25 protein-coding genes are annotated in these 20,799 nt (G+C 67.3%); 12 read left to right on the top strand and 13 right to left on the bottom strand.

From position 1 onward, the window contains the following. Nucleotides 1–269 precede the first annotated feature (269 nt). Nucleotides 270–1,037, bottom strand: coding sequence for an RHS repeat-associated core domain-containing protein (locus NGH83_RS01205; protein WP_251857261.1), 768 nt, complete (start codon nt 1,035–1,037; stop codon nt 270–272). A gap of 25 nt (nt 1,038–1,062) precedes the next feature. Here NGH83_RS01205 and NGH83_RS01200 point away from each other — a divergent pair, with 25 nt between their 5' ends. Further along, nucleotides 1,063–1,692, top strand: a complete 630-nt coding sequence (locus NGH83_RS01200; RefSeq protein WP_251857260.1) for a CPBP family intramembrane glutamic endopeptidase — start codon at nt 1,063–1,065, stop codon at nt 1,690–1,692. Between the two features lie 88 nt (nt 1,693–1,780). On the opposite strand, the gene NGH83_RS01195 is transcribed toward NGH83_RS01200, so the two are convergent. Further along, nucleotides 1,781–2,086 carry a YrhB domain-containing protein gene (locus NGH83_RS01195; RefSeq protein WP_251857259.1) on the bottom strand — a complete coding sequence of 102 codons (306 nt, stop codon included), beginning with the start codon at nt 2,084–2,086 and terminating at the stop codon, nt 1,781–1,783. Nucleotides 2,087–2,088: 2 nt separating this feature from the next. Further along, nucleotides 2,089–2,475 carry a ribbon-helix-helix protein, CopG family gene (locus tag NGH83_RS01190; protein ID WP_251857258.1) on the bottom strand — a complete coding sequence of 129 codons (387 nt, stop codon included), beginning with the start codon at nt 2,473–2,475 and terminating at the stop codon, nt 2,089–2,091. Between the two features lie 483 nt (nt 2,476–2,958). Between NGH83_RS01190 and NGH83_RS01185 the strand changes: the two genes are divergently transcribed. Then, on the top strand, nt 2,959–3,438 hold the full coding sequence (locus tag NGH83_RS01185) for a hypothetical protein (RefSeq protein ID WP_251857257.1): 480 nt from the start codon (nt 2,959–2,961) through the stop codon (nt 3,436–3,438). A gap of 133 nt (nt 3,439–3,571) precedes the next feature. Here NGH83_RS01185 and NGH83_RS01180 read toward each other — a convergent pair whose 3' ends face one another. The 3 genes from NGH83_RS01180 to NGH83_RS01170 form a co-directional block, all read right to left on the bottom strand. Continuing rightward, complete coding sequence (locus NGH83_RS01180) at nt 3,572–4,564, bottom strand: carbohydrate ABC transporter permease (protein ID WP_251857256.1); 993 nt, start codon at nt 4,562–4,564, stop codon at nt 3,572–3,574. Beyond that, entirely contained in the window at nt 4,561–5,532 is a 972-nt protein-coding gene (locus NGH83_RS01175; RefSeq protein WP_251857255.1) for a carbohydrate ABC transporter permease, read from the bottom strand. The genes NGH83_RS01180 and NGH83_RS01175 overlap by 4 nt, the downstream gene beginning before the upstream one ends. Nucleotides 5,533–5,644: 112 nt before the next feature. Next, entirely contained in the window at nt 5,645–6,973 is a 1,329-nt protein-coding gene (locus NGH83_RS01170) for an ABC transporter substrate-binding protein (RefSeq protein WP_251857254.1), read from the bottom strand. Nucleotides 6,974–7,290: 317 nt separating this feature from the next. On the opposite strand from NGH83_RS01170, the gene NGH83_RS01165 reads away from it, so the two are divergent. Together NGH83_RS01165 and NGH83_RS01160 are read left to right on the top strand one after the other, a co-directional pair. Continuing rightward, nucleotides 7,291–8,307 (top strand): LacI family DNA-binding transcriptional regulator, encoded by a 1,017-nt coding sequence (locus NGH83_RS01165; RefSeq protein WP_251857253.1) that lies wholly within the window; start codon nt 7,291–7,293, stop codon nt 8,305–8,307. Nucleotides 8,308–8,438: 131 nt separating this feature from the next. Then, on the top strand, nt 8,439–8,819 hold the full coding sequence (locus NGH83_RS01160; RefSeq protein ID WP_251857252.1) for a hypothetical protein: 381 nt from the start codon (nt 8,439–8,441) through the stop codon (nt 8,817–8,819). 36 nt (nt 8,820–8,855) lie between these two features. On the opposite strand, the gene NGH83_RS01155 is transcribed toward NGH83_RS01160, so the two are convergent. The 3 genes from NGH83_RS01155 to NGH83_RS01145 all read right to left on the bottom strand — a co-directional run bounded on the left by NGH83_RS01155 (nt 8,856) and on the right by NGH83_RS01145 (nt 11,654). Then, complete coding sequence (locus tag NGH83_RS01155) at nt 8,856–9,713, bottom strand: helix-turn-helix transcriptional regulator (RefSeq protein WP_251857251.1); 858 nt, start codon at nt 9,711–9,713, stop codon at nt 8,856–8,858. A gap of 154 nt (nt 9,714–9,867) precedes the next feature. Next, entirely contained in the window at nt 9,868–10,620 is a 753-nt protein-coding gene (locus NGH83_RS01150) for an SDR family oxidoreductase (RefSeq protein WP_251857250.1), read from the bottom strand. 68 nt (nt 10,621–10,688) lie between these two features. After that, on the bottom strand, nt 10,689–11,654 hold the full coding sequence (locus tag NGH83_RS01145; RefSeq protein ID WP_251857249.1) for a YafY family protein: 966 nt from the start codon (nt 11,652–11,654) through the stop codon (nt 10,689–10,691). A gap of 101 nt (nt 11,655–11,755) precedes the next feature. On the opposite strand from NGH83_RS01145, the gene NGH83_RS01140 reads away from it, so the two are divergent. Then, nucleotides 11,756–12,223 carry a VOC family protein gene (locus tag NGH83_RS01140; protein WP_251857248.1) on the top strand — a complete coding sequence of 156 codons (468 nt, stop codon included), beginning with the start codon at nt 11,756–11,758 and terminating at the stop codon, nt 12,221–12,223. 190 nt (nt 12,224–12,413) lie between these two features. Here the strand turns inward: NGH83_RS01140 and rplL are convergent, their stop codons facing one another. Beyond that, nucleotides 12,414–12,803 (bottom strand): 50S ribosomal protein L7/L12, encoded by a 390-nt coding sequence (gene rplL, locus NGH83_RS01135; protein ID WP_251857247.1) that lies wholly within the window; start codon nt 12,801–12,803, stop codon nt 12,414–12,416. Nucleotides 12,804–12,851: 48 nt separating this feature from the next. After that, the gene (rplJ, locus tag NGH83_RS01130) at nt 12,852–13,367 is read right to left on the bottom strand and encodes a 50S ribosomal protein L10 (RefSeq protein ID WP_251857246.1); all 516 of its coding nucleotides are present in this window, start codon (nt 13,365–13,367) and stop codon (nt 12,852–12,854) included. A 301-nt stretch (nt 13,368–13,668) separates the two neighbouring features. Here rplJ and NGH83_RS01125 point away from each other — a divergent pair, with 301 nt between their 5' ends. Continuing rightward, nucleotides 13,669–13,884, top strand: coding sequence for a hypothetical protein (locus NGH83_RS01125; protein ID WP_251857245.1), 216 nt, complete (start codon nt 13,669–13,671; stop codon nt 13,882–13,884). A 105-nt stretch (nt 13,885–13,989) separates the two neighbouring features. Here NGH83_RS01125 and NGH83_RS01120 read toward each other — a convergent pair whose 3' ends face one another. Continuing rightward, nucleotides 13,990–14,385, bottom strand: a complete 396-nt coding sequence (locus tag NGH83_RS01120) for a MarR family winged helix-turn-helix transcriptional regulator (protein ID WP_251857244.1) — start codon at nt 14,383–14,385, stop codon at nt 13,990–13,992. A gap of 140 nt (nt 14,386–14,525) precedes the next feature. Then, on the bottom strand, nt 14,526–15,410 hold the full coding sequence (locus NGH83_RS01115) for an alpha/beta fold hydrolase (protein WP_251857243.1): 885 nt from the start codon (nt 15,408–15,410) through the stop codon (nt 14,526–14,528). Between the two features lie 298 nt (nt 15,411–15,708). Between NGH83_RS01115 and NGH83_RS01110 the strand changes: the two genes are divergently transcribed. The 6 genes from NGH83_RS01110 (at nt 15,709) to NGH83_RS01085 (ending at nt 20,753) form a co-directional block, all read left to right on the top strand. Then, the gene (locus NGH83_RS01110) at nt 15,709–16,776 is read left to right on the top strand and encodes an ABC transporter substrate-binding protein (protein ID WP_251857242.1); all 1,068 of its coding nucleotides are present in this window, start codon (nt 15,709–15,711) and stop codon (nt 16,774–16,776) included. Nucleotides 16,777–16,788: 12 nt separating this feature from the next. Next, nucleotides 16,789–17,673 (top strand): ABC transporter ATP-binding protein, encoded by an 885-nt coding sequence (locus tag NGH83_RS01105; RefSeq protein ID WP_251857241.1) that lies wholly within the window; start codon nt 16,789–16,791, stop codon nt 17,671–17,673. Further along, entirely contained in the window at nt 17,670–18,470 is an 801-nt protein-coding gene (locus tag NGH83_RS01100) for an ABC transporter permease (protein ID WP_251857240.1), read from the top strand. The genes NGH83_RS01105 and NGH83_RS01100 overlap by 4 nt, the downstream gene beginning before the upstream one ends. Beyond that, the gene (locus tag NGH83_RS01095; RefSeq protein WP_251857239.1) at nt 18,467–19,333 is read left to right on the top strand and encodes an ABC transporter permease; all 867 of its coding nucleotides are present in this window, start codon (nt 18,467–18,469) and stop codon (nt 19,331–19,333) included. Before NGH83_RS01100 ends, NGH83_RS01095 begins: the two co-directional genes overlap by 4 nt. A 34-nt stretch (nt 19,334–19,367) precedes the next feature. Further along, nucleotides 19,368–20,399, top strand: a complete 1,032-nt coding sequence (gene add, locus NGH83_RS01090) for an adenosine deaminase (RefSeq protein ID WP_251857238.1) — start codon at nt 19,368–19,370, stop codon at nt 20,397–20,399. 120 nt (nt 20,400–20,519) lie between these two features. Continuing rightward, the gene (locus NGH83_RS01085; protein WP_251857237.1) at nt 20,520–20,753 is read left to right on the top strand and encodes an NINE protein; all 234 of its coding nucleotides are present in this window, start codon (nt 20,520–20,522) and stop codon (nt 20,751–20,753) included. Nucleotides 20,754–20,799: the final 46 nt, after the last annotated feature.

Below are 20,799 nucleotides of genomic sequence, written 5' to 3'. Positions count from 1 at the left end.
GAGCCCGCGGGCGCCGGCTCTTGCCCCGTCTCGACGGGCAGCCATGGGTTGGTTCTAGAACGGCCGTCGTCAGGGTTACCGACGCGCATTCACGATCACAAATCCAACGATGGAAGCAGCAGCGACAACCGCCGCCACTACACCGAACACTGTCGCAACCCAGCTCACTTCGGAGGCGACGATCGCGGCGATTAGGAACAATGCAACGCTGGAGGCAGCTGCTCCCGCTGCGAGTAACGCGAAGGGCAGGGCGTTCGGAATCCTTCTCATCAGCAGAAGTCTGCTATCCCTTTTCCTGCGAGCACACGGCCGGCGCCCGACACGATGAACCCTGCGGCTCCCAACGCGCCGACCGCAGCGGACACTCCGAAGGTCGGTGCCGCGGCGAAGGCCGAGATGATTAGAGTCGCGGCGCTCGTAACGAAGCCCACCGCAGCGAGAACGAAGGCAGTGATTGCCAGATTGCACGCCGCGTCGAGTCCGGTGGGGTCTGTCGCATTGACGGGGTTGCACCCGGCATAGCTATAGGGATTTTCTTCCTGTCCCGACGGGTCAGCCTGGTTGAAGCGGCCGATGCTGGGGTCATAGAAGCGGGCTCCGAGCTTGTAGAGGCCGGCGTCGGAGTCCCATTGGCCGCTGATGTAGCGGAGGTGGTTGAGGTCCATGACGTAGCCCGCGGTTTGGTAGCGGGTTTGGCCGTAGGGGTCGTAGGAGTAGCCGCCGGCGTAGTTTCCGTCGCCGAAGAAGAGGCCGATAACTGAGCCGAGGGCGTCGGTGACGTAGTACGCCATCGTGGGGTCGGAGGCGTCGCGGGCGCCGATCGCTCGCCCGTTGCCGTCGCGTTCATAGACGGCGGCGCTGGCTCCGACGTACTTCTCGGCGAGGAGGCCGAGTCGGCTGGTGATCCAGTAGGCGTTGGTGGCGCCGGAGGTGCCGAGGGCTTCGGTGTTGCCCTGCCCGGTTGGGTAGTAGGTGCTGCCGGGGTCGAAGGAGGTCACTCCGCCGCGGTCGACGCCGCTGAGCATCTTCTTCTCCACCGCGCTTCCCATCCTCCTTGGCGGCGTGCTGCTGCTCCTGTTCGCCCGATCCGTCGGCTGGACTAGGGAGGTGTTCGGCCCTCAGCCAGTGCGGGGGCGCGCCTGGATGTGGATCGCTGTTGCGCTGGTCCTGATCCCCGTCGTCATGCGACTGGTCGCGACGAACTGGTCGGCGTACTCGGTCGCGGTGGTGCTGTCGCTGCTGTTCCTCGGGCTGTGCGTCGGCTTCGCCGAAGAACTGCTCACCCGTGGCCTAGTCGTGACGATGCTGCGCCGCGGCGGCTACGGGGAACGGCTCGTGTTCGTACTGTCCACCCTGTACTTCGCGCTGCTGCACTCGGGAAATGTGTTCTCAGGCCAGTCGCCCGTCGCCGTGTTGGTGACGGTGGTCTACACCTTCGGGTTCGGCGGCATGATGTACCTCTCGCTGCGCCTCACCGGCCGCCTCATCTGGCCGATCCTGCTCCACGCCGCCACCGACCCGACGACCATCCTCGCCACCGGCGGCATCGACGCCCACGGCAGCAGCGAAGGTGACGGCACCCTCCTCTCGCTCGCCGGGACGATCAACATCGTCTACACCGTGCTCGCGCTCGTCGCGATCTTCCTCATCAAGAACCGCCGCACCACTCCCGCCAGCACGCTCACCCGGTAGATCGCCCTCACGACGGTGTGGCCGTCACGGGACGAGGATGCTTTGATGTGCGCCGAGTCCCGCTTGTGGATCCTCATACGGACGTCGCTCAGCGCCGCTTGGCGCCGGATCTCCAGCGGTCGAGTTCTTCTGCCGTCGTGCCCGCGGTACCTAGAATCACTGCCGGCCGGTCGTCTTTCGGCACGGCGATTGGACCCATGAGGATCTGATTGCGGATATTGCCGGTGCGCTGGTAGGTGGCGCTGTTCCAGTTGAACACCCATACGTCGATGTGGTCTTCGCTCTCGGGCACGCCGTGCTGGCCGGCGTAGAACGCGAGGGCGACGCCCTGCCGCTCTGAGAGTTGGGCGAGGATCGCTGCCGCTTCGGCCCGGGCCTCGGCGTGGGTCCGCATCGCTAGGCGATCTGTTTGAGGTAGACGTCAAGGGCTCGGCGCATGATGACGCTGAGCTCGACGTGCTCGGCTTCGGCGCGGGCGGCGAGCCGTGCGTCGAGGTCCTGCGGGAGGCGCACCTGTCGCTTCACCGAGGGCCCAACGCCGGCCTTGCCCTCGAGTCCTGGGCGGCCGCGTCCGATCGCTTCGGTGAGAGCGTCGGCGCCGATGATCGCTTCCAGCAGCTCGGTCGCGCTGCGCGCTGCGTCTTCTCCGACGAAGACCTCCCCGTCCGGGGCGGGCTCGTAGTCGTCGGCTTCGATCCGGTCGGACCATGCCGAGTAGGCGGCCTGTTCCTCATCGCTGACCGGTCCGCCGACCAGCGGGTCCGTCTTCTGAGTGGTGCTCATTTGGGGTTCCTCCGTTCTTCGATGATCTGCCTCGCCCGTCGCAGAGTCGAGGGGCGGGCGGGCATGACGTGAAAGATCAGGACGTTTTGCGCCCTGACGTCCAGATGCGCGAACAATTCGACCACGGTCGAGCCGTCGCGGCTCGGTCCGACGAACAGATCAGCCCACGGGGCGCCGTCGACGCGCGTCCCACGAGACGCACACCGTCGGTGAGCGAATACCGAATCGGTTGCTCAGGCGCAGAAATGCTGCTCACCGTTTTGTGGGGAGCGGGTCAGTCCCAGTCTGAGTAGTCAGCGCTCGTTCCGGCGACCTGGTTAGCGGCGTTGTGAGTGGTGGTGATCGTTCCGGGGGGCTCCGGCGGTGCGATCCCGGTCCCCGCGGAGGAACTACGATCAGCACGACATGCAGACGAACAACGACTAGGCGGCCGCGCGGCGGTCCTCCTCGGCCGCGCCCGCGCGGCATCCCGAAGGGCACCCAGTGGCGGAAACCGAAGAGGTCTTGAACGTGTGGGCGTCGATGGCGGGGCTCATTCCGAGCTCGGCGTCGCCGGACACGATCGTCGGGTGGGGTGACTTCGAGGTCGCTCACGAGGTCCGCCGGGCCGGCGACCGGTTCGCCGTGGTGAAGGTGGAGCGGTCCGCGAACCTGATCGGCACCTTCTCCGATCAGACAACGGCGGAGTTGCTGCTGGTTCTGCTCCTGGCCCGGATCTGGCGGGCCAAGGAGGGGCTGCCCCGCGTCGACACCGCTGAGCTCGCGCCGGGGGTGGAGCTCGAGGAGGGGGCGGAGAAGATCGTGCTGCGCTATGCCGGCGGTGACGCCGAATTCTCGGTCGGACGTCCGGGGCGTTGGTCGGCGCTCGAGGTCAGCCACCTCGTCTGGCGGACCCCGCAGGAGCTGACGAACGAGCTGATCATGCCGGACGCGTCGGGCCTGTTCGCGCCTCGTTCGTTCTAGCCGACTTGACGGACGTCGCGCCAGGCGGCGGCGAACCCGATACGGGGCATCAAGCCCGGACGCGCCATGAATCACCCAGTTCTGTCGGTGCTGCAGCAACAACACCGACAGAACTCGGCGCTTCGATCAGTCGCTAGCCCTTCGTGGATCCCGCGAGCAGACCTCTCACGAAGTAGCGCTGCAGGCTGAAGAACACGATCAGCGGCACCACCAGCGAGACGAACGCGGCCGCCGTCAAACGTTGCCACTCCTGACCTCGCGAACCTGTCAGCTCGGCCAATCGTTGTGTGAGTGGGGCCGCGTCCTGCGTGCCGCCGGAGAAGATCAACGCCACCAGCAGGTCGTTCCAGACCCAGAGGAACTGGAAGATCGCGAACGATGCGATGGCGGGGATCGCGAGGGGCAGGATGATCCGGAAGAACACCTGCGTGTGGCTCGCGCCGTCGACACGTGCCGCCTCGATCACCTCACCGGGGATCTCGGAGATGAAGTTGTGCAGCAGGAAGATCGCGAGCGGCAGGGCGAAGATCGTGTGCGCGATCCAGATCGGCAGATAGTTCTGCGTCGGGATGAACGGGATGACATCGTGCAGCCACTCCTGGCCGGGGCGCAGCGCGGCGCTGAACAGCTGCAACAGCGGGATGAGCGCCATCTGCAGCGGGACGATCTGCAGCGCGAACACCAGGATGAACAGAGCGCCACTGCCCTTGAACTTGATCCACGCGAAGGCGTACGCGGCCATCGAGGCGAGCACGAGCGGGAACAGCGTCGCCGGGATCGCGATGAACAGCGAGTTCGCGAAGTAGGCGCCGAGCTGGGGCGACGACTGCGACGTCGACAGCAGCACCTCCTGGTAGTTCTCGAGCGTGAAGCTCGGGTTCACGAACCAGGTCCACCAGCCGGAGCTCTGAATGGCCTCGGCGGGGCGGAACGACGAGATGAACAGCCCGAAGGTGGGCATCGTCCACAGCACCGCGATGATGAGGGCCGCGATCGTCGCGCCGCGCGAGGTCAGGCGGCGCTTGACGCGCATCGTCTGCGCCTGCCCCTCCTCCGCGACCTCGATCGCGCCCTTGGTGGCTTTCGATCCGGGGATCGGTAGGTCGACAGGAGCGACGCTGCTCATCGGACTTCCCTCTGCTTACGAAGAACACGGACGTTGTAGATGACGATCGGGAGCACGAGCAGGAACAGGATCACCGCGAGCGCCGACCCTCGACCGGGCTCATTCGCTCGGAACGCCTGGGTGTACATCTCGTTGGCGACGACGCTGGTGTCGAAGTTTCCGGCGGTCATCGTGCGGACGATGTCGAAGACCTTGAGAGTCGCGATCGAGATGGTGGTGATCACGACCACGAGCGAGCTGCGGATGCCGGGCACGGTGACGTTGCGGAAGCGCTGCCAGGCGTTGGTGCCGTCGAGCTGCGCGGCCTCGATCTGCTCGGTCGGGATGCCCTTGATCGCCGCCGAGAGCACCACCATCGCGAAACCGGTCTGGATCCAGACCATGACGACGATGAGCAGGAACGTGTTGAGCGGCGAGGTCTGCAACCACTGCACGGGTTCGCCGCCGAAGGCGACGACGATCGCGTTGAGCAGACCGATCTGGTCGCGACCCTGCGACTTGAAGTCGTAGACGAAGCGCCAGATGATTCCGGCACCGACGAAGGAGATCGCCATCGGCATGAACACGAGCGCCTTGAAGAACCGCTCACCGCGGCTCTTGTCGATGAAGACGGCGTAGGCGAGGCCGATTCCCGTCGACAGCAGCGGCACCAGCACGACCCAGATGACCGTGTTGAGCAGGGTGCGCAACGCATCGGGCTGGGTGAAGGCCCAGATGAAGTTGTCGAAGCCGGTCCACTCGCCGGTGCGGTTGAAGAACGCGAGGCTGGTCGTGCGGATGGCCGGCCAGATGAGACCGACGATGAGCAGGATCAGCGCAGGGCCGACGAACGCGGCGAGCTGCAGGTAGTCGCGGCTGCGCTTGGGGGCCCGGTCCACGAGGAACAGGATGAGCCCGACGACCGCCGCGAATATCGCGACGCCTCCGGCGAGCTGGAGGATCTTGCCGATCAGATCAGCGGTGGTCATGGTGCTTCAGTGCCCTTCGTTCGACGTTGAAAGATGGGAGAGCGGGAGGATCACGTGGCCCGGCAGGCCGGGGATGCGATCCTCCCGCTCACTCTATTGCGGCGTCAACCGATCAGGACGGCCAGCTCGACTCGATGGTGTCGACCGTCTGCTGGGTGCTGTCGCCGCTGACCCAGCCGACGATGCCCTTCCAGAACGAGTTCGATCCGACGGCGCCCGGCATGAGGTCGGAACCGTCGTAGCGGAACGTCGTGTTCGGGTCCTGCAGGATCTCGATCGTCTGCTGCAGCAGCGGGCTCGAGGCGGTGGACGGGTCGACGGCGTTGTTGGCGCTGACGGTGCCGCCCTGCTCGACGCGCAGCTGCGCGAACGTGTCGGAGCTCATGTGCTCGAGCACCGCGGTGATCGCGTCGCTGGAACGGAACGCGACGACGGTCTCGCCACCACCGGTGACCTGGAGGTCACCGCCGGCCTCGACCGGGGGCATGATGAACGCGTAGACGTCGCCATCGGGCGCCACGGTCACGCCGTCACCCCAGTTGACCTCGTAGAACGAGGCCTGGTGGTGCAGCGAGCACGTGCCGTCGAGGATGGGCAGGCCACCCTCCTGGAACGGGGTCGCGACGAGCGACTGCACGTCGATGTAGTCCGGGTTCTTCAGGATCTCGCCGGCTGCGTCGAACGCCGCGACGATCTGCGGGTCGTTGAAGGGGATCTCGTGGGTGACCCACTGGTCGTAGACCTCGGGGCCCGCCTGGCGGAGCACGAAGTCCTCGATCCAGTCGGTTCCGGGCCAACCGGTCGCCTCACCGGATTCGAGGCCTGCGCACCAAGGAAGGTGGTCGCCCTCGTCGGCGATGGTCTGGGTGAGGGTCATGAGCTCGTCGATCGTGGTCGGGATCTCGTAGCCCTTCTCCTCGAACTCGGCCGGCGAGTACCAGATGTAGCCCTTGACGCTTGCGAGCATCGGGGCGCCGTAGAAGGTGCCGTCGATGGTGCTGTACGCCTTCCAGTCGGGGCTCCAGAACTCGTCGACGTTGGCCTCGACGCCCTCGGGGGCTGCCTCGAGGTAGCCGTTCTCGGCCAGCAGCGCGACGAGGCCGGGCTGCGGGACGATGCCGATGTCGGGAGCGTTGCCGCCCTCGGCGAGCTGGGCGATGGTTGCCTCGAAGTCACGGCTGCCCTGGTACTCGATGTTGATGTCGGTGCACGTGGCGAAGTCGGACCACGAAGCGATCAGGCGGTCGGCCTCGGTCTCGACGATGGTTCCCGAGATGGTGACCTCTTCGCCGTCGAACGTGCCGTAGTCCTCGTAGGGCGTGCAGTCGACATCAGCCGCGTCTTCCGCCGCGATGTCCCCCGTACAACCGGCGAGCGCGATGCCCGCAGCTGCGGCGAGGGTGATCGGGACGATGAGGCGACGACGCAGTCTTGCGCTCATGAATTCCTCTCCTCTTTGAGATTCGGACGTCCGGTCGAGTGGGACCGGATCGTCCTGGTGCAAGGTGGGCTCCGCCGTCGACCGTCTTCGATCTCGGTGCGGAACCGGTTCCAGAGTCGACGGTAAGCGAGCGCTCTCAGAGTCGCAAGTTCCAGCCCACGTCGAAGGTCACGATTCGAACACGGCGCTCGTCCTGCGGATTCGGGATGACCGCGCCCGGCCTGTCCGACTAGGGTGTTCGCCTGTGGGACCGGTTCCACACGTCGGGCGAGGATGCCCGCCGTCTCCCGGCCCCGCGCGGTCCGAGGAAGGGTCCCGTGAAGTCGCTGGTCGATGTCGCGCGCCTGGCAGGGGTGTCGAAGGCGACGGCTTCGCGCGCCCTGAACAGCACCGGCTATGTCTCGGCGGCCACCCGGGAGCGGGTCGCGCAGGCGGCACTCCAACTCGGCTACGTGGCGTCGACGAACGCCGCGAGCCTCGTGACGGGTCGCACGCGCAACGTCGGCGTGATCACGCCGTACATCAACCGGTGGTTCTTCGCCGAGGTGATCGACGGCATCGAGGAGGCGCTGCTCGCGGCCGGGTACGACCTCACCCTCTACCGGCTCCGCGGCGACCTTGCGCAGCAGCGACGCGTCTTCGATTACTTCCTCGTCCGCAAACGGGTGGATGCCGTCATCGCGGTCGGCATGGAGCTCGAGTCGGCGCAGATGCACTCGCTGACCTCGCTACGCAAGCCGCTGGTCGGTGTGGGCGGGGAGCTGGCGGGGACCACCACGGTGCGCATCGACGATGTCGCCGCCGCGACGATGGCGACCCGCCATCTCCTGCGGCTCGGGCACACCAGACTCCTCCACCTCGGCGGCACCCTCGCGGGCGAGCTGCCGTTCGGGGTGCACGGCAAGCGTCTGCACGGCTTCCGCACCGCGATGGCCGAGGCGGGGCTCCCCGAGCGGCGCGGTGATTTCGTGGCCAGCCGGATGACGGTGGAGGACGGCTACGACGCGGCGATGCATCTCCTCGCCGCACCCGATCGCCCCACCGCGATCGTGGCGGCGAGCGACGAGGTGGCGCACAGCGTGATTCTCGCCGCCCGCGCGCTCGACATCGCGATCCCGTCGCAGCTTTCCGTGGTCGGGGTCGACGACCACCCCATGTCGGCGGTCTTCGGTCTCACCACCGTGCGGCAGATCCCGTCGGAGCAGGGCACGCTCGCGGTCGCGATCGTGCTCGACCTCCTCGGCGGCGCGAAGACTCCGGAGCCGCTCGAGATCGCCATCCCGCTCGAGCTGATCGAGCGCACCTCTACCAGCCCGCCGACGGCCGGCGCGTAGCGCCACGCCGGGTCGCCGCCCCCACAACGGGGGCCGAGTGCTTTACAGCGCATGGATCGTGCGTTTAGGGTCGGACTCGTCTCACCTCGTGTTACCCGACGCGAGGCACTACCCGAGAGGCATCTTCCCCGATGAACCCGACATCGCTCACCTACGTCACGCGCGCCGTCAGCACGGCCGTGAACATCGCCGACTCCATCGAAGGCGAGATCGAACGCGCCCGCACTCTTCGCCTCAGTGGTCGCCCGCATCACGCGGTCGTCGCCGCGATGAGCGCGCGCATGCGCTGCTCCGACTCGACCGCCGTCCCCGGTATGCGTCGCGTCTCGCTCGAGGCCGAATGCTCGCTCGAGGCGGCTCTCGCGCACCTCGAGATCGGCAACCTCGAAGCGGCCGCCGAGGAACTCGCCGTGGCCGGCACCGACGGCGGAGTGCACCTCTCGCCCGCCTCGCTGCGCGAGTACCGCGACGCCCTCGTCCAGGCCCGCGAACTGGCCTGGATCACCGCGTAGCCGTCTGCAGACTTTCCAGCAGAGCGCCGCTGACGCTCAGGCGCCGGCGGCGAGTTCCTGGGTGCCGAGCACCTGCAGCATCGCGAGGCGCTCGCTGGTGTCGGTGCCGGGTGTCCCACGGAAGAGGACGAGCCGCTGGCCCGACGGCGGGCTCACGACGATGTCGCAGTGGCAGTCGAGCAGGCCGACGAGCGGGTGCTGCAGCACCTTCCGCGTGGTGACCGACGTCGTGACCTCGTTCAGCGCCCACGCCCGCTCGAAGTCGGCGCTGTTGCTGCGGAGCTCGTCGATGAGGCCCGCCGCGTCGGCGTCGTCCGGACGGCGTGCCGACGCGCCGCGCAACTCGGCGGCGTAGGTGCGGCTGAGCTGCTCGCGGTCGTTCGGTGCGTAGAGCTCGGCGTAAACGGGGTCGAGGAACCAGTGCCACACGAAGTTGGAACGGAACCCGGGCTCACCGACGAGCTGGCCGAGCAGCGCGATGTTCAGCGGGTTCTGACCGACCACATTGTGCAGGTCGTCGGCGATGAGCGCCGGCACGCGCGGGGCGAGGGCGTCGAGCACCGTCATGAGGCCGGGGTCCGCGTATCCGAGGGCCACGTTCGGCTCGGGGACGGGATGCCCGCCGAGCGTGTAGATGTGATCGCGCTCGGTGAGATCGAGGCGCAGTGCCCGCGCGATGGCGCCGAGCATCGCCGGGGACGGCTGGGGACCTCGGCCCTGCTCGATGCGCTCGTAGTAGTCGCTCGACATGTTGGCGAGCATCGCGACCTCGTCGCGGCGCAGGCCAGGGGTGCGGCGGCGAGGCCCGACCGTCAGCCCGACGTCGCGCGGGAGCAGGTGATCGCGGCGGGTCCGGAGGAACTCGCCGAGCTGGTCCTGCTGGAATCGAGGCATCGCGTTCCATCCTTCCATTCGCGTCGGCGTGCCAGCCACTGACATCGAACCGTGCTCTCGACACGCTCCTTCGTCGCTGCTCGAGCCGTCTCGATACGCTCCTACGTCGCTACTCGACGACCGGGGCAGCGCCGCGCCTCAGTCGCCGGTGCGCTCAGCGGTGGCGGCCGCTGAGGACGCCGAGGACGTCCTGGTAGCGGCCCTCCGCCACGGCGTTGCGCTGCCACTTGACCCGCTCGACGAGGATCTGTTCGGCGGCGGGCTGCGCCTTCAGCAGACTGATGACCTCGTCGAGGAACTCCTCGAGCGGCATGGCCGTCGGGCTCTTGTCCAATCCCATCAGCGTGGTCTGGGTGGCGGGCGGAACGAGTTCGACGACCTGTACCGCGGTGTCGGCGAGCTGCACCCGCAGCGACTCGGTGAACGAGTGGATCGCCGCCTTGGTCGCGTTGTAGGTGGGGGTCGCGGGCAGCGGCACGTAGGCGAGGCCTGAGCTGACCGTCATGATTGTGGCGTCCGGCTGCGCCAGCAGCGCGGGCAGGAACGCGTTGACGAGTCGGATGGGCCCGAGCAGGTTGACCTCGACGGTGCGCTCGGCCACGTCGATCGAGGCCGGGTCGAGCAGGTTCTCGGGCTCCATGATGCCCGCCATCGTGATGAGGGTGTTCAGGCGCGGGTGACGCTCGGCCAGGTCTGCGGCGGCGGTCGCGATGGAGTCGGCGTCGGTCGTGTCGATCTCGATGGTGTCGATGCCGGGTTGCTCGGCGGCGATCTCGCGGAGCAGGTCGGTGCGACGACCGCCGACGATCACGGTGTTGCCCTCGGCCTGGAGCCGCAGAGCGAGGCCGAGGCCGATGCCCGAGGTGGCGCCGGGGATGAAGATGGTGTTGTTGTTGCTGATGTCCATGGCTCCAGCATTCGCCAGGGCCGATAGGCGAACCACACCCCGCTCAGCCCCGGATCGCGAAGACGGGTCTACCGCGCCGTCGCAGCGTTGCGCTCGGCGAGCCGCTGGAAGGCGTGTTTGAGCTCGGGCGGCCCGACCACCTCGATGTCGGCGTCGAAGCGGTTGAGGTTCGCCGCGAGGCCGACCCACGACCACGCACCCGTCTCGATGCTGCAGCGCCCGCCGCCGAGGTCGACGACGACGCCGTCCTCGGCGAAAGGACGGACGTCGCTCGCCGGGCGGTCGACGATCACCGTGCCAACGCAGGGCCACCGGTTCTCCTCTTGCGATCCCTTGAACCGGGCAGCCACGTAGTGAGCCACGTCGCCGCCCGGCAACGGACGAGTGGTGAACCGCTTACCGGTCGGCTCGCGCGGAGTGATGCGGTCGGCTCGGAAGATGCGCCAAGCGTCGATGTCGAGATCCCAGGCCACGAGATACCAGCAGCCGTTCGAGGTCACGAGATGGTGCGGCTCCACCCGTCTCGGCGGCCTGATCTCCGAGGCATCACTGGAACGGCTCGCGTACTCGAAGCGCAACAACTCGGATCCGCGGACCGCCGTCGAGAGGGCGATGAGCACGTCGGGCGACACCGCATCGTCGGAGCGCCCCGGCAGGGCGGTGAACTCGAGCGACCCGAGCCGGTGACGCAATCGCGACGGCAGGACCTGCCGCACCGTGGTGAGCGCGCGCATGGCCGCCTCGGCGATGCCGACCCCGGTGACGGTCGCCGCCTGCAGGGCGACCGCGAGCGCGATGGCCTGATCGTCGTCGAAGAGCAGCGGCGGCAACTCGCTCCCTGCCTCGAGGCGGTAGCCGCCTTCGGGCCCCATCGTCGCCGTGATGCGGTAGCCCATCTCGCGCAGCCGATCGACGTCGCGACGCACGGTGCGATGACTGATCGAGAGGCGCTCGGCGAGCAGCGAGCCAGGCCAATCGCGCCGCGTCTGCAGCAGCGACAAGAGCTCGAGCAGTCGTGAGGTCGGGGTGGCCATGGTTCGAGACTAGTTCCGGTGTAGGACCGAATCTGACCTACACGACCGCCAGGCTTGATGACATCGGGAACGAACCCGTTCACATCCCTTCAGGAGCTGACATGAGCATCACGACCACCACCCACCTCAACTTCCGTGGCGACGCTCGCGCGGCGTTGAGCTTCTACCAGTCGGTGTTCGGCGGGCAGCTGGCGATCACGACGTACGGCGACTTCGGCATGCCCGCGGACGCGCCCGGCGCGTCGAACGTCGTCTTCGGTCAGGTGACGAGCGAGTCCGGCCTCCGCGTGCTCGCCTACGACATCCCCGGTCAATTCGGCGGCTCGGCTGAGACGGCGGGCTCGACGCACCGCGAGAACGGCGTAACTCTCACCGACCAGCCGTTCTTCGTCTCGGTCGAGGGCGAGACCCTCGACGAGGTGCAGGGCTACTGGGACGCGCTCTCGGCCGGAGGGACCATCATCGAGCCACTCGCCGCATCGGCGTTCAGCGCCGGCTTCGGGATGCTGACCGACGGCTTCGGGGTCACCTGGATCCTCGGCGTCGCCGCGACCTACACGGCCGAGTAGCTCTCCCCTCGCAGCGCCGCGCCTCCCGGCATGACGAAAGGCCCCGCCTCCCACTGGGAGACGGGGCCTTTCGTTACGGAATCGCTCTGATCAGATCAGGCGAAACGCTCGGTCACAGGTCTCGTTTCGCCCCGCTGAACCGCGGGTCACTCGACCTGATCGCTGGTGACGCTAGCGCGTCACCGGGCGATCACTTGACCGAAACGGTCGCGCCGGCGCCTTCGAGCTGCTCCTTGGCCTTGTCGGCCGCTTCCTTGTTGACGCCTTCGAGGACGGGCTTGGGAGCACCGTCCACCAGGGCCTTGGCCTCGCCGAGGCCGAGGCTCGTGAGCGCGCGGACCTCCTTGATGACCTGGATCTTCTTGTCGCCGGCAGCCTCGAGGATGACGTCGAACTCGGTCTTCTCCTCGACCTCTTCGGCGGGCGCGCCGGCGGCGGGGCCAGCAGCACCGGCAACCGCGACGGGCGCGGCGGCGGTGACGTCGAAGGTCTCCTCGAACTTCTTCACGAACTCGCTGAGCTCGATCAGGGAAAGCTCCTTGAACGCCTCGAGCAGCTCGTCAGTCGACAGCTTTGCCATCGTTTATCTCCTTGTGTTGGGTTTCTCGTCCTACCGACAGCCTGAGGTTCAGGCCGCGGACTCCTGCTTGTCGCGCAGAGCGTCGACCGTGCGAACGGCCTTCGACAGCGGCGCGTTGATCGTGTAGACGGCACGCGTGAGCGTGGCCTTCATGGCGCCGGCGGCCTTGGCCAGCAGCACCTCACGGGACTCGAGGTCGGCGAGCTTCGTGACCTCGTCGGCGGTGAGCGGTGCACCGTCGAAATACCCGCTCTTCACGACCAGGAGAGGATTCGCCTTGGCGAAATCACGCAGCGCCTTCGCGACGGCGACAGTGTCGCCGTGCACGAACGCGATCGCAGAGGGGCCCGCGAGCTCATCGTCGAAAGACGTGATGCCCGCGTTGTTCGCCGCGATCTTGGTCAGCGTGTTCTTCACCACGGCGTAGGTCGCGTGCTCACGGATGTTCGCACGCAGCTGCTTGAGCTGCGCGACCGTGAGTCCGCGGTACTCGGTCAGCAGGGCTGCGTTCGAGTTCTGGAACTGGTCCGAGAGCTCGGCAACCGACGCTTCCTTCGTCGCCATGGGACTCCTTGTGTTGTGGTCGGACAAGACCGCCGCACCCGCACAATGAAAAAAGCTCCGCGCAGACGCACGGAGCTTCGACTCGATCTGGCGATCGGATTCCACTTCACACACCTGCGCAGGCCCTCGCATTCTGCGAGCCTTAGGCGACGAATCCGGAAGGGACTTCCGGGCACGCCGACAACCGACGGTCTTTGGCTGTCCACGAGCATAACCGACGACCCGGCGTGCGGCAAGCGAGCCCCGAGTGGCCCGCGAAGTGGGAGGACCGCCGGGCGCCCGCCGTCAATAGCGTGGCGGGATGCGTTCGTTCACCCCTGGCCGTCCCGTCTTCTCGCTCGTCTTCGGCCTCATCGCTCTGATCCTCGGCGTCGCGCTCATCCCGTTCGCGATCGAAATGGCGCGCGGCGAGTACGGCCTGCACTTCTGGTGGCTGGTCATGGCGCCGATCGCCGGTGGCCTCTACTTCGCCATCGCCGGCGCCGTCGCGCTCATCCGCCGCGGCTCGCAGTCATAGGGTCCGCACTGCCTCGTCCGGCTCGACGGGTCCCGTTCGTGGCCCTCGAGCCGGCGGGGGCCCGAGTATCGGATACGCAGCCCCTCGACTCAGCGTGCGCGGGGATCACACATCGTTCGACCATCCTGGTGAGTCGAGCCGGATAGGGGCGTCGCGGGTGTAGTCCCGCAGCGTTTCCTCGAGCGCTTCGACGGCTTCCTTTCCCGCTTGTTCCGCCCAGTTCTCGCGCAGCGTGTCGAAGATGGCGGCGCCGTCCTGCATGACGCGGTGTCCGGCGACGGTGACGCGGAGGCGCTTTCGTCGTCGGTCGTCGGGGTCGACATCGATATCGATGTAGCCCCGAGCGAGCAGCACAGAGACGGTCTTGGCCGCAGCCTGTTTGGTGACCGCCAGCGCCTGCGCCAGCTCGGACGCTGTTCCTGCACCGAGGTCGATTGCGCTCATCGCGTAGTGAAGGGTGGGCGTCACGTCCGCGTGGCCGTGGTGTGCGAGTTCGAGCACGGCCTGATCGACGAGCTTCCGATAGGAAGCGAGGAGCAGAAGCGCGAGGTCAGCGCCCGGGTGTGTCATCGATTCAGCCTATTCAGGGTCGGCGTCTGGCCGGCAGGCAGATGGGTCCGGCCGGCCAGATCGGGCGCGAGTCAGCAAGCGTCGACGCGATCGACGAACTCGAGGACGGCGGCCGCGAATCGGTCGGGCGCCTGCTGGGCTACGAGGTGGCCGACTCCGTCGATGTGCACGGAGGTGATGTTCTCGCCGACCTGGCGGAGCGTCATTTCGGTGAAGGGCCGGTTGGGTCCGTCGATCGCGAGGATAGGCACCTGCAGAGGCGCACCCTCGACGAGGGAGCGCAGTGCGCCCCTGTCGGCGAAGAGTGCCTGGTAGAGACCGGCAGGTCCTCGTTCGGCGTGCGGCCGGGCGTAGGTCCGCTCGAACTCGGCGAGGTCTTCGTGGGTCACGGTGTCTCGATCGGCGCCCATGACCGTGTACGCCCAGTCGAGAACATCTCGCTCGTGTCCCGGAAGCAGCATCTCCGGGATGCCTGGGGCGCCGAAGAAGCCGAGGTGCCAGGAGCCGCCGTTGTTGACGTCGGCCAACATCTCCATGCCGAACCCTGGGAAGGTGGTCTCGGTTCCGATGAAGCTGAGCACATCCTCGGGGTGCGTGACGGCGAAGCGCAGCGCGGGGCCACCGCTGAGGTCCTGGCAGGCAAGGTGGACCGGTCCGAATCCGACGTGTTCGACGAGACGATGGAGGTCTTCCGCCGACGCCGCGTCGGAGTAGTCACCCTCTCTAGCACTTGAGTCCCCGAAGCCGCGGAGATCCACTGCGACTACTCGGTGCGTTGCCGCCAGAAGCGGAATGACGGAACGGAAGGCCCACCACGTCTCGGGCCAGCCGTGGACGAGAAGGATGGGGGTGCCTTCGCTGCCGGCGGTGACGTAGTGGAGGGTCGCGTCGGCGCTCTGCATGGTGTGGTGAGCGACTGCGGTCATGGACGCGGAAGAGTGGGTGATGTTCGTCATGGACTTCTCCTCGAATAGACAACTCGGTTGTCCACCAATGTAGTCAACTAGGTTGACTAATACAAGCTTCCGAGAAGCTATCGGTCATGTGCGGGAGGTCGACGCCATCGCCGACCGACCGTGAGAGCGAGGTTTTACATCCGAGAAACATGGGGAGCGTTTCCGGAAACGTCGCGGCCCTAATGTCGCTCTCGTCGCACCCCCGGCGAAGACGCCGACAGCCTCCGGCGCACGTCTTCCTCCGTGCCGGATCGCGCGTCACGCCACCCCCGCACCCAGAGTGGAGACGATCACACCAATGGCACGATTCACCCTCACGACGGCCCGCCGCACCGCACTCGCGGTCGGCGCCGCAGCCGTCGCACTGACCCTCGCGGCCTGCTCCGGCGGCGCCGACGCGGCGTCCGACAGCGAGTCGGGGTCCGCCGATTACGGCGACCTCAACCTGCAGCTGTCCTGGATCAAGAACGAGGAGTTCGCGGGCGAGTTCTTCGCCGACAGCAAGGGCTACTTCGATGAGGCCGGCTTCTCCGAGGTCGTCATGACCGCGGGTCCCTCGACCGGCACCGCCGAGCTGCTCTCGGGCTCCGCCGACATCGCCCTGTCCGACTCGGTCGCAGTCGGCACTGTCGTCGCCAACGAGGAGGCGCCGCTGAAGATCATCGGCGCCACCTTCCAGGCCAACCCCTTCACCATCCTGTCGCTCGCCGACGGCGGTAACATCGCAACCCCCGAGGACATGATCGGCAAGCGGATCGGCGTGCAGGCGTCGAACACCTCGCTCTTCGAGGCGCTGCTCGCCGCGAACGACATCGACGCATCCGAGGTCACCGTCGTTCCCGTCGACTACGACCCCTCGGTGCTCGTCAACGGCGACGTCGACGGCTTCGTCTCGTACATCACCAACGAGGTGATCACGGTCAGCATGCAGGGCATCGACGTCACCACCCTCAATTTCGCCGACAACGGCCTGCCGTTCGTCGCCGAGACGATCACGGTGACCGACCAGACCCTCGCCGAGAACCGCGAGATGCTGAAGGCGTTCCTCGTCGCCGAGATCAAGGGCTGGACCGACCAGCTGGCCGACCCCGAAGAGGGTGCCCGCCTCGCCGTCGAGGAGTACGGCGTCGACCTCGACCTCGACATGGCGAAGGCCATCGAAGGCTCGAAGGCGCAGAACGAGCTCGTCGTGTCCTCCGACACCGAGGAGAACGGCCTGTTCGTCATCACCGACGAGCTGCAGGAGCGCACCATCGCTACCCTGAAGGCTGTCGGGCTCGACATCGAGGCGTCCGACCTCTTCGACCTCTCGCTGCTCGCCGAGGTCTACGAGGAGAACCCCGAGCTCATCGCCTACGCGGGCTGATCGGACCCTTTAGTGACCACTAGCGACACCACCGGTGCCCGGGGCCAGCAGGCCTCGGGCACCGGCCTGCACATCAGCGACCTGCACAAGGAGTTCCGGGTCGGCAGCCGCACGATCGTGGCACTGCAGGACGCCAACCTCCACTCCGAGCAGGGCAGCTTCCTGTCGCTGCTCGGCCCCTCGGGCTGCGGCAAGTCGACCATCCTGCGAATCCTCGCCGGGCTCGAGGACCCGACATCGGGCACCACCCGCGTCGACGGCAAGAGCCCCAAGGAGCTGCGCAAGAACAACGAGCTCGGCATCGCATTCCAGGACCACGCCCTTCTCCCGTGGCGTTCGGTGCTGTCGAACATCCGCCTGCCGTTCGAGATCGCCGGCAAACCCGTCGACACCGCCTACATCGACGAGCTCATCGACCTCGTCGGCCTCCGCGGCTTCGAGAAGGCCAAACCCGCCCAGCTCTCGGGCGGTATGCGCCAGCGCGTGTCCATCGCCCGCTCCCTCGTCATGAAGCCGTCGGTGCTGCTGCTCGACGAGCCCTTCGGCGCACTCGACGACATGACCCGTCAGCGCCTCAACCTCGAACTCCTGCGCATCTGGACCGAGAAGCCGGCGACGACCCTGATGGTCACCCACGGCATCTCCGAGGCGATCTTCCTCTCCGACCAGGTCGCGGTCATGTCCCCGCGTCCCGGCCGGGTGAAGGAGGTCATGCAGATCGACCTCCCGCGGCCGCGTACCCCCGAGATGATGCGCACGCCCGAGTTCCACGCCTACGTCGACCACGCCTCCGATCTGCTCTTCGGCGCGGGCGAGACGACGAGCGGGGAAGCGACTCCCGAGTCGTCCGGGTCGGCTGAGCCGATTCCCGTTCCGACGCCGACCGCCCTTCCATGAGCGCGATCCGTCTCCCCGGCTGGGCCTCTGCCCTCATCGGCGCCGTCGGCGTCGTCGCGGTCTGGTGGATCGCATCGCTGCTCGTCCCCGCATCGGGCGGCTACGCTCCCGTGCCGTCGCCCCTCGCGGTGCTCCAAGCGCTCGCCGACGACGGCATCGAGCTGTACTGGTCGAACTTCGCCGTCACCATCACCGAAGCCGGCATCGGCTACTTCTGGGGCAACCTGATCGCCCTGATCCTCGCCACGATCGTGCTGCTCGCGCCGTGGCTCGACGGCGTCATCAACCAGATCGCCGTCATCACGTACTGCGTGCCCATCGTCGCGATCGGGCCGCTCGCGATCATCATCCTCGGTGGCGCCCGCAGCGCCGGCGACCCCTCCGCCACCGCCGTCTTCTTCGCGGGGCTCTCGGTCGTCTTCACCACCGTCGTCGGCTCGCTGCTCGGCCTGAAAGCCGCCGACAAGGCCGCCCTCGACGTCGTCACCGTCTACGGCGGATCGCGCTTCACTCAACTGCGCAAGGTGCGCCTCATCGCCGCGCTCCCCTCCATCCTCAACTCGCTGCAGATCGCGGTGCCCGCCGCCTTCCTCGGCGCGATCCTCGGCGAGTACTTCGGCAAGATCGACCGCGGTGTCGGGCCGATGCTCGTCTCATCGCAGGTGTCGCTCAACTCGCCGCGGGTCTGGGCGCTGTTCCTGATCTGCGCGCTCGTCGCCATCATCGGCTTCGCGCTCGTCGGCCTCATCGCCCGGATGGTCGCGCCCTGGTCGTCGGGAAGGAGCGCCCGGTCATGACCACCGTCTCCTCCCCCGCCACCGCCCCCGCATCGCAGGGCGAGCGCGTGTCCGCCGGCGCGACGACGAAGGCGATCCTGCGCGCGCTCGGCCGCAGCTCCCTCGTCGCCCTGTCGACGTTCGTCATCATCGTGCTCATCTGGCTCGCCGTCGTGTACCTCACCGGGGTCTCGCCCTACGTCGCGAAGGGGCCGCTCGACGTCGTCGACTTCCTCTTCCTCGACGAGGACGCCGGCGAGAACCGGGCCGTGCTCGGTGCCAACCTCGCGGTGACGCTCGAGCACTCGGCTGTCGGCTTCCTCGCCGGACTCGCCGTTGCCATCGTGGGGGCGATCCTCTTCCGGCTCTCCCGCACCGTCGAGTCGGCCCTCATGCCCGTCGCGACACTGCTGCGCTCGGTGCCGCTCGTCGCGCTCGCCCCCGTCATCATCCTGATCTTCGGTTTCGGCACCGACGCGTCGGTCGCCGTCATCGGCGGCATCGTCGTGCTCTTCCCCGCGCTCGTCACCATCGCGTTCGGCCTGAAGAACGCCTCACCGCAGATGCTCGACGTCGTCTCCGTCTACGGCGGTAGCACCTGGACGGCGATCCGCAAGGTCGCCCTGCCCGGCGCGCTGCCGTCGCTCTTCGCCGCGATCCGCGTCTCGGTGCCCGGCGCGATCACGGGGGCGCTCCTCGCCGAGATCCTCTCGACCGGCAACGGCATCGGCCGTGCCGGCGTCGAGTTCGCAGCGCAGGCGAAGTTCCCCGACCTGTGGGCCGCCGTCGTCATGATCACCATCGTCTCCGTCGCGCTCTACCAGGTCGTCCAGGTGATCGAGGCCGTCGTCCTCGCCCGCATGGGCATGGCCGACCGCGCCTGAACACTCCGCCCCACCGATCCGAGGAAGCATCACAATGTCCGATCTGAAGTCCTTCGCCTACGGTCTGCCGAAGGCAGAGCTGCACCTGCACCTCGAGGGCACCCTCGAGCCCGAGCTGAAGTTCGAGCTCGCCGCCCGCAACGGAATCGAGCTGGCCGAGAAGACCGTCGAGGACGTGCGCGCCACCTACAACTTCACCGACCTGACGAGCTTCCTCGCCGTCTACTACCCGGCCATGCAGGTGCTGCAGACGGCGGACGACTTCCACGATCTCGCCTGGGCGTACCTGTTGAAGGCCAAGGAGAACGGCGTCGTCCACGTCGAGATGTTCTTCGACCCGCAGGCGCACACGAGCCGTGGCGTGCCGTTCGAGAACGTCATCTCGGGCTATCGACGCGCGGCCGTGAGGGCACAGGACGAGCTCGGCGTCTCGGCGGAGCTGATCCTCTGCTTCTTGCGCGACTTCTCGGCCGAGTACGCGATGGCGACCCTCATGGAGGCGCTGCCCTACAAGCAGTGGATCGTGGGAGTCGGCCTCGATTCCGACGAGCGCGACAACCCGCCCGCCAAGTTCGCCGCCGTCTTCACCCGCGCGAAGGCCGAGGGCTTCTTCCTGACGATGCACTGCGACATCGACCAGGTCGGCTCGATCGACAACATCCGCACGGTGATCGAGGAGATCGCGGTCGACCGCATCGATCACGGCACCAACATCGTCGAGGATGACTCGCTCGTCGAGCTGGTCAAGGCGAAGGGGCTCGGGCTCACCACCTGCCCTGTGTCGAACTCGTTCGTGACCGAGCAGATGAAGTCCGACGAGATCGTCGGGCTGCTGCGCCGCGGTGTCCGGGTCATGCTGAACTCCGACGACCCCGCCTATTTCGGCGCGTACGTCGCCGACAACTACGTCGCGCTCGCCGAGCAGGCCGAGCTGACCTCGAAGGACCTGGTGCAGCTCGCGATCAACTCGTTCGAGGCGTCATGGCTGCCGGCCGGCCGCCGCGCGGCCTACATCGAGCAGGTGCGCGACTACGCGCGCTCGCAGGGCATCGACCTCCCCGCCTGATCCTCGAGGTGCCCAGTTCTGCGGGTCTTCGACGCGAAACACCCGCAGAACTGGGCATCTCGGCATCGGGGCAGGTGCGCTCGCTAGCGTGGACCCCACTAGTCGAGAGGAACCGCACCGATGAGCGCCTATTCGTCCCTGCCACCGAAGGATTCGGGGCTCGCCTACGTCTTCATGCTGCCGACCCTCGTCGGAGTCGCCGGTGTGCAGCACTTCTACCTCGGCCGCATCTTCCGCGGCATCATCTGGCTGCTGACCTTCGGCCTGCTCGGCCTCGGCACGATCTACGACCTCTTCACGCTGAAGCGGCAGACCCGGCAGGTCAACGCCCGGCGCGCGCTCGGCATCGACTGACGCCGCACCCCTATCCCGCCGCTGATGTCGGGTGTAGGAAGAGACC

It is taken from the genome of Herbiconiux sp. L3-i23 (assembly GCF_023734115.1).
In the GTDB taxonomy this organism is placed as follows: domain Bacteria; phylum Actinomycetota; class Actinomycetes; order Actinomycetales; family Microbacteriaceae; genus Naasia.
Note: the sequence above shows the minus strand (reverse complement) of the source record. Positions and strands in the feature narration are given on the sequence as shown.

Coding starts and splice junctions, on each gene's coding strand:
- rplJ (WP_251857246.1), bottom strand. CDS start 13,367: ATGGCGACGAAGGAAGCGTCGGTTGCCGAGCTCTCGGACCAGTTCCAG.
- add (WP_251857238.1), top strand. CDS start 19,368: ATGTCCGATCTGAAGTCCTTCGCCTACGGTCTGCCGAAGGCAGAGCTG.
- NGH83_RS01155 (WP_251857251.1), bottom strand. CDS start 9,713: ATGCCTCGATTCCAGCAGGACCAGCTCGGCGAGTTCCTCCGGACCCGC.
- NGH83_RS01125 (WP_251857245.1), top strand. CDS start 13,669: ATGCGTTCGTTCACCCCTGGCCGTCCCGTCTTCTCGCTCGTCTTCGGC.
- NGH83_RS01110 (WP_251857242.1), top strand. CDS start 15,709: ATGGCACGATTCACCCTCACGACGGCCCGCCGCACCGCACTCGCGGTC.
- NGH83_RS01170 (WP_251857254.1), bottom strand. CDS start 6,973: ATGAGCGCAAGACTGCGTCGTCGCCTCATCGTCCCGATCACCCTCGCC.
- NGH83_RS01085 (WP_251857237.1), top strand. CDS start 20,520: ATGAGCGCCTATTCGTCCCTGCCACCGAAGGATTCGGGGCTCGCCTAC.
- NGH83_RS01160 (WP_251857252.1), top strand. CDS start 8,439: ATGAACCCGACATCGCTCACCTACGTCACGCGCGCCGTCAGCACGGCC.
- NGH83_RS01195 (WP_251857259.1), bottom strand. CDS start 2,086: ATGCGGACCCACGCCGAGGCCCGGGCCGAAGCGGCAGCGATCCTCGCC.
- NGH83_RS01095 (WP_251857239.1), top strand. CDS start 18,467: ATGACCACCGTCTCCTCCCCCGCCACCGCCCCCGCATCGCAGGGCGAG.
- rplL (WP_251857247.1), bottom strand. CDS start 12,803: ATGGCAAAGCTGTCGACTGACGAGCTGCTCGAGGCGTTCAAGGAGCTT.
- NGH83_RS01140 (WP_251857248.1), top strand. CDS start 11,756: ATGAGCATCACGACCACCACCCACCTCAACTTCCGTGGCGACGCTCGC.
- NGH83_RS01175 (WP_251857255.1), bottom strand. CDS start 5,532: ATGACCACCGCTGATCTGATCGGCAAGATCCTCCAGCTCGCCGGAGGC.
- NGH83_RS01115 (WP_251857243.1), bottom strand. CDS start 15,410: ATGACGAACATCACCCACTCTTCCGCGTCCATGACCGCAGTCGCTCAC.
- NGH83_RS01100 (WP_251857240.1), top strand. CDS start 17,670: ATGAGCGCGATCCGTCTCCCCGGCTGGGCCTCTGCCCTCATCGGCGCC.
- NGH83_RS01190 (WP_251857258.1), bottom strand. CDS start 2,475: ATGAGCACCACTCAGAAGACGGACCCGCTGGTCGGCGGACCGGTCAGC.
- NGH83_RS01145 (WP_251857249.1), bottom strand. CDS start 11,654: ATGGCCACCCCGACCTCACGACTGCTCGAGCTCTTGTCGCTGCTGCAG.
- NGH83_RS01180 (WP_251857256.1), bottom strand. CDS start 4,564: ATGAGCAGCGTCGCTCCTGTCGACCTACCGATCCCCGGATCGAAAGCC.
- NGH83_RS01150 (WP_251857250.1), bottom strand. CDS start 10,620: ATGGACATCAGCAACAACAACACCATCTTCATCCCCGGCGCCACCTCG.